The 9,318-nt window shown below is 50.3% G+C and carries 9 protein-coding genes and 1 other RNA gene; 5 read left to right on the forward strand and 5 right to left on the reverse strand.

The features are described from left to right. The first annotated feature begins 1 nt into the window (after position 1). On the forward strand, positions 2 to 514 hold the full coding sequence (sspB, locus tag C942_RS07820; RefSeq protein ID WP_007464377.1) for a ClpXP protease specificity-enhancing factor: 513 nt from the start codon (positions 2 to 4) through the stop codon (positions 512 to 514). A gap of 81 nt (positions 515 to 595) precedes the next feature. On the opposite strand, the gene C942_RS07825 is transcribed toward sspB, so the two are convergent. Genes C942_RS07825 through C942_RS07840 form a run of 4 tightly spaced genes read right to left on the reverse strand, consistent with a single transcriptional unit; the run spans position 596 to position 3,808 of the window. Continuing rightward, a complete protein-coding gene (locus C942_RS07825) occupies positions 596 to 1,138 on the reverse strand; it encodes a BON domain-containing protein (RefSeq protein ID WP_007464379.1) in 543 nt (180 codons plus the stop codon). A 2-nt stretch (positions 1,139 to 1,140) separates the two neighbouring features. Next, positions 1,141 to 1,731: a phosphoheptose isomerase gene (locus C942_RS07830; RefSeq protein WP_007464381.1), complete on the reverse strand. Its 591-nt coding sequence runs from the start codon at positions 1,729 to 1,731 to the stop codon at positions 1,141 to 1,143. A 3-nt stretch (positions 1,732 to 1,734) separates the two neighbouring features. Beyond that, a complete protein-coding gene (locus C942_RS07835) occupies positions 1,735 to 2,109 on the reverse strand; it encodes a YraN family protein (RefSeq protein WP_036799235.1) in 375 nt (124 codons plus the stop codon). Then, positions 2,087 to 3,808 carry a penicillin-binding protein activator gene (locus C942_RS07840; protein ID WP_232428151.1) on the reverse strand — a complete coding sequence of 574 codons (1,722 nt, stop codon included), beginning with the start codon at positions 3,806 to 3,808 and terminating at the stop codon, positions 2,087 to 2,089. Before C942_RS07840 ends, C942_RS07835 begins: the two co-directional genes overlap by 23 nt. 166 nt (positions 3,809 to 3,974) lie before the next feature. On the opposite strand from C942_RS07840, the gene rsmI reads away from it, so the two are divergent. Continuing rightward, positions 3,975 to 4,835 carry a 16S rRNA (cytidine(1402)-2'-O)-methyltransferase gene (rsmI, locus tag C942_RS07845; protein WP_007464387.1) on the forward strand — a complete coding sequence of 287 codons (861 nt, stop codon included), beginning with the start codon at positions 3,975 to 3,977 and terminating at the stop codon, positions 4,833 to 4,835. Between the two features lie 137 nt (positions 4,836 to 4,972). Next, positions 4,973 to 5,358: RNase P RNA component class A (gene rnpB, locus C942_RS24320), an RNA gene on the forward strand. 78 nt (positions 5,359 to 5,436) lie between these two features. On the opposite strand, the gene C942_RS07850 is transcribed toward rnpB, so the two are convergent. Beyond that, positions 5,437 to 7,347, reverse strand: a complete 1,911-nt coding sequence (locus C942_RS07850; RefSeq protein ID WP_007464389.1) for a methyl-accepting chemotaxis protein — start codon at positions 7,345 to 7,347, stop codon at positions 5,437 to 5,439. A 699-nt stretch (positions 7,348 to 8,046) separates the two neighbouring features. Between C942_RS07850 and rsmH the strand changes: the two genes are divergently transcribed. Together rsmH and ftsL are read left to right on the forward strand one after the other, a co-directional pair. Then, on the forward strand, positions 8,047 to 8,994 hold the full coding sequence (rsmH, locus tag C942_RS07855; RefSeq protein ID WP_007464391.1) for a 16S rRNA (cytosine(1402)-N(4))-methyltransferase RsmH: 948 nt from the start codon (positions 8,047 to 8,049) through the stop codon (positions 8,992 to 8,994). Continuing rightward, positions 8,991 to 9,311 carry a cell division protein FtsL gene (ftsL, locus tag C942_RS07860; protein WP_007464393.1) on the forward strand — a complete coding sequence of 107 codons (321 nt, stop codon included), beginning with the start codon at positions 8,991 to 8,993 and terminating at the stop codon, positions 9,309 to 9,311. Before rsmH ends, ftsL begins: the two co-directional genes overlap by 4 nt. Positions 9,312 to 9,318: the final 7 nt, after the last annotated feature.

Genomic DNA, 9,318 nt, shown 5'->3' on the forward strand with positions numbered 1-9,318 from the left:
AATGGATATGGACAAAATGACGCCGCGCCGTCCTTATCTGGTGCGCGCATTTTATGATTGGCTGGTCGACAACGACCTGACCCCTCACCTGGTGGTGGATGCAACACTACCGGGTGTGAAAGTACCGATGGAGTTTGTCAGCGACGGCCAGATCGTGCTGAACATTGCTCCTCGTGCGGTTGGCAACCTGGAACTGGGTAATGAGGCTATCAGCTTCAACGCTCGTTTCAGCGGTCGCCCGCACTCGGTAATTGTTCCTCTTTATGCGGTATTGGCAATCTATGCCCGTGAAAACGGTGCTGGAACTATGTTTGAGCCGGAGCCGGCTTATGCTGCTGATATGGCAGACATCGAAGTGATCGATGATGAAGAAGAGAGCATGGGTGGTCTTTCTGAAGTGACTGGTGAGCCATTATCTCCGGTCGCTGATGTTGTTGATAACGATGATGACAACGGCCCAGATGATGAGCCGCCGCGTCCTCGTGGCCGACCAAGCCTTCGTGTCGTGAAATAAAAAAACGCAGCCCATCCGGCTGCGTTTTTCTTTTTGGGCTGCAATTCTCTAACAGGTTTATCTTGCTTGCTATTCGCATGGTTATTGTGATTGCGGATACTCGAATACCTTCACTACTTTCTTCACCCCTGAGACGTTTCGTGCGATCTCGGCGGCAATATTTCCTTGTTCACGGGTAACATAACCGAGCAGGAAAACTTCCTGTGCTTCCGTGACGACTGAAACCGAAACATCGGTGAGCTTCTTGCTGCCAATCAGCTGTGATTTTACTTTGGTGGTGATCCAGCTGTCTTTACTGACTTCGCTAAGTTGTGGCAGTGGGCGGATCTGAACTTGATCATAAACCGTTTCTACATTTGCCAATGTGCGGACTTTGTCCACCAGCTGTTGTCGGGTAGCTTGATCAACTGCCTGGCCGACCAGCAGCACCTTACCTTCGAGAGCAAAAGCATTGATACGGGATTGCTGCAGGAAAGGTGGTTTATTGGCAATGCCACCGACTTCCATCTCGATTTGCTGATCAAGCCATTGCTGCTTAGCCGTACGTGGATCCGACGGGGACAGCATTGAACAGCCTTGAAGAATCAGTAGCAGGGCAACAAGCAAAACACGGTAGAGTTTCATCATTATCCTTCGTGATGCGGGAACAGGACTTTATCAATCAGGTCACACAGGCAGTGGACCGTTAGTAGGTGACCTTCCTGAATGCGGGCTGTGCGCTGAGACGGGATACGGATTTCGACGTCCTGTATGCCCAGCAGTCCTGCCATTTCACCGCCGTCTTTACCGGTCAGGGCGACAATGGTCATGTCGCGGGTCAGGGCCGCTTCTATTGCTTTGATGATGTTTTTACTGTTGCCGCTGGTTGACAGAACAAACAGGATATCGCCTTTCTGGCCCAGCGCGCGGACCTGCTTAGAAAAGATTTCATCGTTGTGATAGTCGTTAGCGATGGCCGTCAGGGTCGCGGTATCTGCTGTCAGAGCCAGAGCTGGCAGGCTCGGACGCTCGGTTTCAAAACGATTAATCAGGCAGGAAGCAAAGTGCTGGGCATTAGCCGCAGAACCACCGTTACCGCAGCAAAGGATCTTATTGCCGTTAAGCAGGCTCTGTACCATCAGCTGGGCAGCCTGAGAGATTGCATCCGGCAGGGCTTCTGCGGCTGCAATCTGGGTTTGAATACTTTCTGTAAAGCTTTCTTTGATGCTTTCTAGCATGGTTCAACCTTCAACTAAGACATTGGTTAACCACTCAATTTGGTGCTCGTGTCCCTCAATGGCTACGACATCAAACCTAAATTCAGTGTGTTCGGCCGAAAGGCCTTGTTTCTGAAGCCAAAACAGAGCAGCTCGCTTCAGCTTCTGTAGTTTGTACCAGTTTACCGCTTCGGCGGCAGAACCGTAATGGTTACGCTGGCGAAATTTTACTTCGACAAATACCCAACAGCGGCCATCACGCATGATCAGGTCGAGCTCGCCGCCTCGGCACTGGAAGTTACGGCAAACAGGAACAAGGCCATGGCGGTGCAGAAATTGCTCCGCCATGGCCTCATAGGCTTGTCCCTGCCGGCGTTTATTGAACCGGTTCAATACCATTGCCGGAGAAAATAGCCCAGCTGAGCTGACGTTGAATCACACATTCATCATCAAGACTCAGGCGACCGGTTTTGCCCGAGGTTGAGTAATTGTCGACGACGCGCATTTGCGGTAGTTCGGCAATCATCTTATAGGCATCCATCCCGAAGGCATGGAGGCGGATATCTTTGTTCTGGGCGTTTGGCCACAGCTCATTATATCGCGCCATGAAGTTATGGTTGGCATCAACCAGCAGCGGGATATCGCTGAATTCAATACCGCGTAATTCATTTAAGTTGCTGCTGTCAGGATTGCTGCGTGAGCTGGCATACAACTTAGGCGGTTGGATATCCGGGTTGATAGCTACTTCAATAAACGGCTTAAGCAGGGTCAGCTCAGTCTTATTTGCTATCAGGTAAACGGCATCCGTGTCACGGCGGCTGCGTGGTTGGGCTTCCAAATCAATACCCAGCACCTGTTTCATTTGGTTGATGCGGGACTGGCTTTCAGTCAGGCCGAATACCGTCGCAATTTGCTGTTGGATTTGCTTACGGGAACTGAAGCTGCTGATTGCCGGAGATTTACCGGTCAGTTGCTGCCATTGTTCGATGAAAGCACTGCTCACACGCTGGCCGAAGTCATTTCCCGGAGCCAGTACCATCGGGTATTGATGGCCTTTTGCAAACAGGTGTTGGGCTGCCTGTGCGGCTTCCTGTTCCGGCGACAATGAGAAATAACAGGCATTGGCCTGAGTCATCGACAGTTGTTCCGGCTCATTGAGAGCCAGCATCGCGATATTGGTGCCGTTGCTGCGCTGGAATTCAGTGATTTTTTCTTTGCGTAGCGGACCGATCACCAGCTCAATACCATCTTGTTCCAGTTTGCCGAGGATCGCGCTGATTGGCTCGGCCTCGGTGTCATAGATAGTCAGCTCGGTGTCGGCATCGCGGCCGGTATCATCCAGCATGGCATTGATGAAGCCATCTCTGACCGCCTTGCCTGAGTTTTCGAAACGTCCGCTCAGTGGCAGTAGTAGGGCGACATTATTCAGCTGGATGATTTCCAGCTCCATGATGGCCTGCAGCTCGGCTGGCAGGTATTGATTGGCGGGATGGTAAGGGTTCTGGCTCAGCCATTCCTCGACCATCGCCTTGAGTTTACCCGGACGCTGGGAATAGGTGTTTTTCAGAATGCCCAATTGAACCCAGCCACGAAGTACGGTTTCATCACTGTCTAAACTCGCAGACTGTAACTGGTTATTGTTGTACTGAGCGATATCACGCCACAGGTTTTGCCAGTTGGCCGCTTTTTGTTCGTTTGCCAGGAACTGATCCAGCGCGGTTCGTTCGCGGGCAGCAAGGAAAGACTGACCTGTTTGGCTCAGGAGTTCGGCACGCAGCATGTGGTAGCGTTTATACTGGCTGTCAGCTAGGGTCCACCATGGCTGGAAGTTCAGGGTTTCCAGAGCCGGTTGAGGTTGTCCCTGCTGGTAGCGCAGAGTTGCGCGGGCAAGTTGCCATTCCGCCATCTGGAGCGGGTTCATTGTCATTCGTCCCAGACGGTTGGCTTGTTGCTCAGCCTGTATCCATTGACCTTCCTTGATCATTGCCTTGAGGGCAAGAATGTGCCAATCGATGCTTTGAGTGCCTTCACTCGACTCGGCTTTGAGCAGATAATTTGCAGCGCTGTCGGTGGTGGCAGCGGTAATATCAGCGCTCACAACTTGTTGTTGGGTAGGTGTAGAACAGCCCGCTAATATCAAAGCGAGGGCTACAGGCGCTAACAGTCGTGATACACTTTTACGCTTATGGGTAAAATTGAGCATTGATTTTATTCAACTGTGACAAATTACTCTCTATATTAATTGCAGATGAGATCTTAGACAAATGAGTGAGACCAATTCATGCGCGGTAGATGTCGCAACTTTGTACATCGTTCCGACACCAATCGGCAATTTAGCTGACATCACGCAGCGCGCATTGGATGTATTAGCTAATGTGGATTTAATTGCCGCAGAAGATACACGCCATACATCACGCTTGTTGACACATTTCTCTATCTCAACCCGCACCTTTGCGCTCCACGATCACAATGAGCAGCAAAAAGCTGATTATTTGATCGAGAAGCTGTTAGCAGGTACCAGCATCGCTTTGGTGTCTGATGCGGGTACGCCGCTGATCAGCGATCCAGGATACCATCTTGTTAACCGTTGCCGTCAGGCGGGTGTCAAAGTTGTTCCTCTTCCTGGCCCTTGTGCAGTAATTACTGCATTGAGTGGTGCTGGCCTTCCATCAGACCGCTTTAGTTTCGAAGGGTTCCTGCCGCCGAAGAGCAAAGGGCGTAAAGATCGTTTCCAGGAACTGGCTAATGATGAACGCACGATGATCTTTTATGAGTCTCCACACCGTATCATGGATTCACTGGCTGATATGCTGGAAGTGCTTGGTGCCGAACGTCAGGTGGTGCTGGCTCGCGAGCTGACCAAAACCTATGAAACTATTCATGGCGCACCTCTGGGTGAACTGATTGAATGGCTGGGTGAGGACAGTAACCGTATCCGGGGAGAGATGGTGTTGCTTGTGGCCGGTCACCGAGCACAGAAAGATGAGTTGCCGGCAGATGCCCTGCGTACTGTCGCGCTGCTGACAAAGGAGCTGCCGCTGAAGAAAGCCTCGGCACTGGCTGCTGAGATCCACGGTGTGAAGAAGAATGCGCTGTATAAGTGGGGACTTGAGAATCTCGATTAAATTGAGGTTTTGAGCAAGCTCTTGCGTTGGTTTCAGCCTTCCAGGCTTATGCGCAATTGCTTTATTTTCAGGCGTATCGGAATGTTGTAGGAATTTTCACTGGTAACTGTGAACCAAGTCCTATACAATCCGTCGCCTGAGTTGGCCAGGTAACCGCTGCCTCGTTGATGTCCTTTGGGAGACTGACGAGGGGGAGGAAAGTCCGGGCTCCACAGGGCAGGGTGCCAGATAACGTCTGGGGGGCGAAAGCCTACGACCAGTGCAGCAGAGAGTAAACCGCCGATGGCCGTTCTTCGGGATGGCACAGGTAAGGGTGAAAGGGTGCGGTAAGAGCGCACCGCGCGGCTAGTAATAGTTCGTGGCACGGTAAACTCCACCCGGAGCAAGACCAAATAGGTCCCTAATGGCGTGGCCCGCGTTGGGGACGGGTAGGTTGCTTGAGCCTGTGAGCGATTGCAGGCCTAGAGGAATGGTTACCACCGCGCAAGCGGGACAGAACCCGGCTTATCGGCCAACTCACCACTTTCAAGAAAACGGCCTCACATTCGTGTGAGGCCGTTTTTGTTTTAATCCTTTCTTCTTTGAATGTTATTTCTGAACATCAGAACTTAAACTGGTTAACCAGACAGGTTAGCTGATCAGCTTTTTGTTTTAGCTGGTTACAGTCGCTTGCCGTCTGTTCAACCATGTTGTCACTCTGATGAGCAATGTCAGCAATGCTGGCAACGTGAGGGGATATTTCATTCACCACATTGGATTGTTGGCTTGTAGCAGAGGCGATCTGCATGTTGATGGCATTCATTTCATTGACGCTAACGGAAATGGCTGTGAGCTGGTGTTCTGACTGGGTGGCTTCATTTTGGCAGCTTTTACCCAGTTCGAGGCTGGTGGTCAGTGCATTGACGACAGCATCCGTTCGCTGTTGCAGTTTCTCTATGATTTGGCGAATTTCCTCGGTCGACTCCTTGCTTCGCGACGCCAGGGTTCTGACTTCATCTGCCACCACTGCAAATCCGCGCCCCTGCTCACCGGCCCGTGCGGCTTCAATAGCGGCATTGAGCGCCAGCAGATTGGTTTGCTCTGAAACGCCGCTGATCACGTCAAGAACTGTGTCGATAGAGCCGGCATCATGAGCCAGTTGAGTGACAACCTCGTTAGTACTGCTCAGCTGTTGATTCATATTCTCGACGCTGGCCAGAGTTGCTGTCACTGATTGATGACCGGTTTCAATGGCTTGAGTAGCAGATTTTGCACTGGCAGCAGCACCGTCAGCACTCTGTGCGACTTCATCTGAGCTGGCTCCCATTTCGTGGACAGCTGTTGCAACCTGTTCAATCTGGCTGGTCTGGTTCTTGATTTCCTGCTCCATTGAACTGGCCAATTGATTGACGTTCTGAATGGAGTCTGAGATCTCCTTACCTGTCTCAGAGACGTTCTGTAGCAGGCCACTGAGGTATTCAACGAACTGGTTGTAACCTTTGGCTATTTGGCCGACTTCATCATGTCGCGCATCATCCAGTCTCTGGGTTAGGTCACCACCGCCGCTGCCGATATTTTCCAGTAGTTGCGCCACCCGGGCAAAAGGTGAGAGTAGCTTGTTGGTAGACCAGGCTACAACGGGAATGAAAACAGCCGCAATAGTCAGCGCCATTAGGATCATATTTAGGCTGAAGCTGTCCAGATAAGCCATTACTTCTTTTCTGGGTACCTGGCTGATCAGTGTCCAGCCGATAGATGGCATTGCTTTGGCACCAATGACCTGTGGATTGCCTTCGATATTCATTTCCAGCACCGTCGGGGTGTTGCTGTTAAGCAGGGACTGGTAATCGCGGATCCCCAAATCTGCGAGTGATTGTCCAATAAACTGCTTTTGCGGGTGGGCTTTGATGATGCCTTGTCCGTCGACCAGAAATACAATACCGCTGTCACCAATTCGGTACTGGCTGATCAGCTCTGCAATGCTATCGAGTGTCAGCCCGATGCCAGCTACCCCTATCCGGCGGCCATTACTGAGCACGGCATAATTGACAAACAGGGTCGGTATCCCTGTAGCCCCTTCGGTATCAATTGTCAGCTCGAAGGGCTTGTCCGAGAGGATGAATTGATAGAACCACTGTTCGCCGGCATTCGCCGGGTTCATGATTTTTAGTACACCGTCAGGGTAATAGTAGGTATTGTCATCGGCAGAGACAAAGTAAGCGCTAATCGCGCCGAACTCCCGCTTTATATCAGCCAGGAAGGCAGCAATATCCTCTGTTGCAGCCTGGCTTGTGTATTGAGTGAAAAGAGGTGAAACGGCGAGGGTTTGCGAGGCGGTAACCGGTACGGTGAGCTGGGCGTGTAAATCATTACTTACTTCTCCCATCACAGCGGGCAGTTCGCGGTGGAAGGTTTTGTCGATAAGAATGTTCCAGCTTGAAAGGTAGGAATAGGTTCCCATCGTGGTAATGATCACCAGGGCGGCAATGACTGTTGCCAAGATAGCTTTATTTCTTATTGTGAGCTTCACCATATACTCCTGTTATGGTTTGACTGAATGACGTGGCGATGTCTGAAGATTGCTATCGAAAAGAGGAGGATGGACTGACAGTTTGTGGTTCACTATTTGTTATTATTAAGATTGATGCGTGGCTATCACCGATTGAAGCATTGCTCTGCGACTTATCATGGACACCAGATAGCATATTCCTCAGTATTAGGTGCCAGAGAATATAGTGCGTTTTTTGTTCGAACCGAGACTGTATCGACACAATCATCAAAAAAGGAATGTCTGTATTTCCATACTGTGAAGTTGGTAAACTAAGATGGTGAATTGAATATCAATGTAAGCACATGAAGTTTTTTTACCGATATTGAAAAGTACACTACGGTTATTTCTGGATGTTGGTATGACAGAGATTTGACTAAAACAGCGGAAATTTAATTACTATTGTCGTATCTTTTTAATATCAAAACTAAATCTGTGCCCGGCAATATCATTTGTTTGTCAGAAAGCAGACCTCCTGCTTGACAACTTTTTTGTCTCATACGTACACTTTGCGGTGGGATTTTGCGGGATAAGCTGTTTAGTAACGATAAACATGTGTGCTTTATTGCTTAAAGCCTTTCGTTGGCAGGCAATCTCCTCCTTTAAATACACACTTTTTCAACTGGGGCTGCAATTTGCAACTGTGCACTCCTGGTGAGCTACATAACAGCTGAATTTATTTCTATGTCTGAACAATTTGAGCACGTTTCCGTTCTGCTCCACGAATCTGTTGATGGTCTGGCGATCAAACCTGATGGTATCTATATTGATGGTACTTTCGGACGAGGTGGCCACAGCCGTTTAATCTTGTCACAACTGGGTGAAAATGGCCGTCTGTACAGTATCGACCGCGACCCGCAGGCTATTGCCGAAGCACAGAAAATCGATGATCCGCGTTTTACTATCATTCACGGTCCTTTTTCCGGTATGGAAAAATACATGGAAGAACGCGATTTGATTGGGCGTGTTGATGGTGTTTTGCTGGATCTGGGCGTTTCGTCGCCCCAGCTGGATGATGCAGAGCGCGGCTTCAGCTTTATGCGTGATGGTCCGCTGGACATGCGTATGGATCCGACATCCGGCGTATCTGCGTCAGAATGGCTGGCTGAAGCGGATGCCGATGACATCGCCTGGGTGCTGAAAGAGTTCGGTGAAGAGCGCTTTGCCAAGCGTATCGCCCGTGGCATCGTGGCTTACCGTGAAAATGAAGAGAATGAACCGCTGACTCGCACTCTTCAGCTGGCAAAACTTATTGCTGAAGTCTCGCCGTTCCGTGATAAGCACAAGCACCCGGCTACCCGTAGTTTCCAGGCTATCCGTATTTACATCAACAGTGAGCTGGAAGAAATTGATACAGCACTACATGGTGCACTGAACGTACTGGCTCCAGAGGGGCGCTTGTCAGTGATCAGTTTCCACTCGCTGGAAGACCGCATGGTGAAGCGTTTTATCCGTAAGCAGAGTAAAGGACCAGAAGTACCTGCTGGTTTGCCTCTGACTGAAGATCAAATTAAAGCACTTGGTTCTGCTGCACTGAAGCCGGTTGGTAAGGCGATTAAACCGTCACAAAGTGAAATCGGCGACAATGCCCGCTCTCGTAGCTCAGTATTACGTCTGGCTGAACGTCTATGAATTCAGTACCAGAACCAACTGACAACCTTGCCCGCCAGATCGCACGGGATCTCGTGTCGGTTGGCCGGGTGCCGTTGATCCTGTTGGTTCTGGTGCTTATTTCTGCCCTGGGTGTGGTTTTAATCACCCATCATTCCCGACAGTTAATTGCTCAGCAGGAGCAACTGTTGATCGAACGGGATCAGTTGGATATCGAATGGCGGAACCAGATTCTGGAAGAAAACTCACTTGCGGAGCACAGTCGGATTGAACGGCTGGCAGAGAAGGAGTTGGAGATGAAACGTCCTTCCGTAGACAGTGAAGTCGTCGTGCAGTAAGAGATTT

This window comes from Photobacterium marinum, from assembly GCF_000331515.1.
Classification (GTDB): domain Bacteria; phylum Pseudomonadota; class Gammaproteobacteria; order Enterobacterales; family Vibrionaceae; genus Photobacterium; species Photobacterium marinum.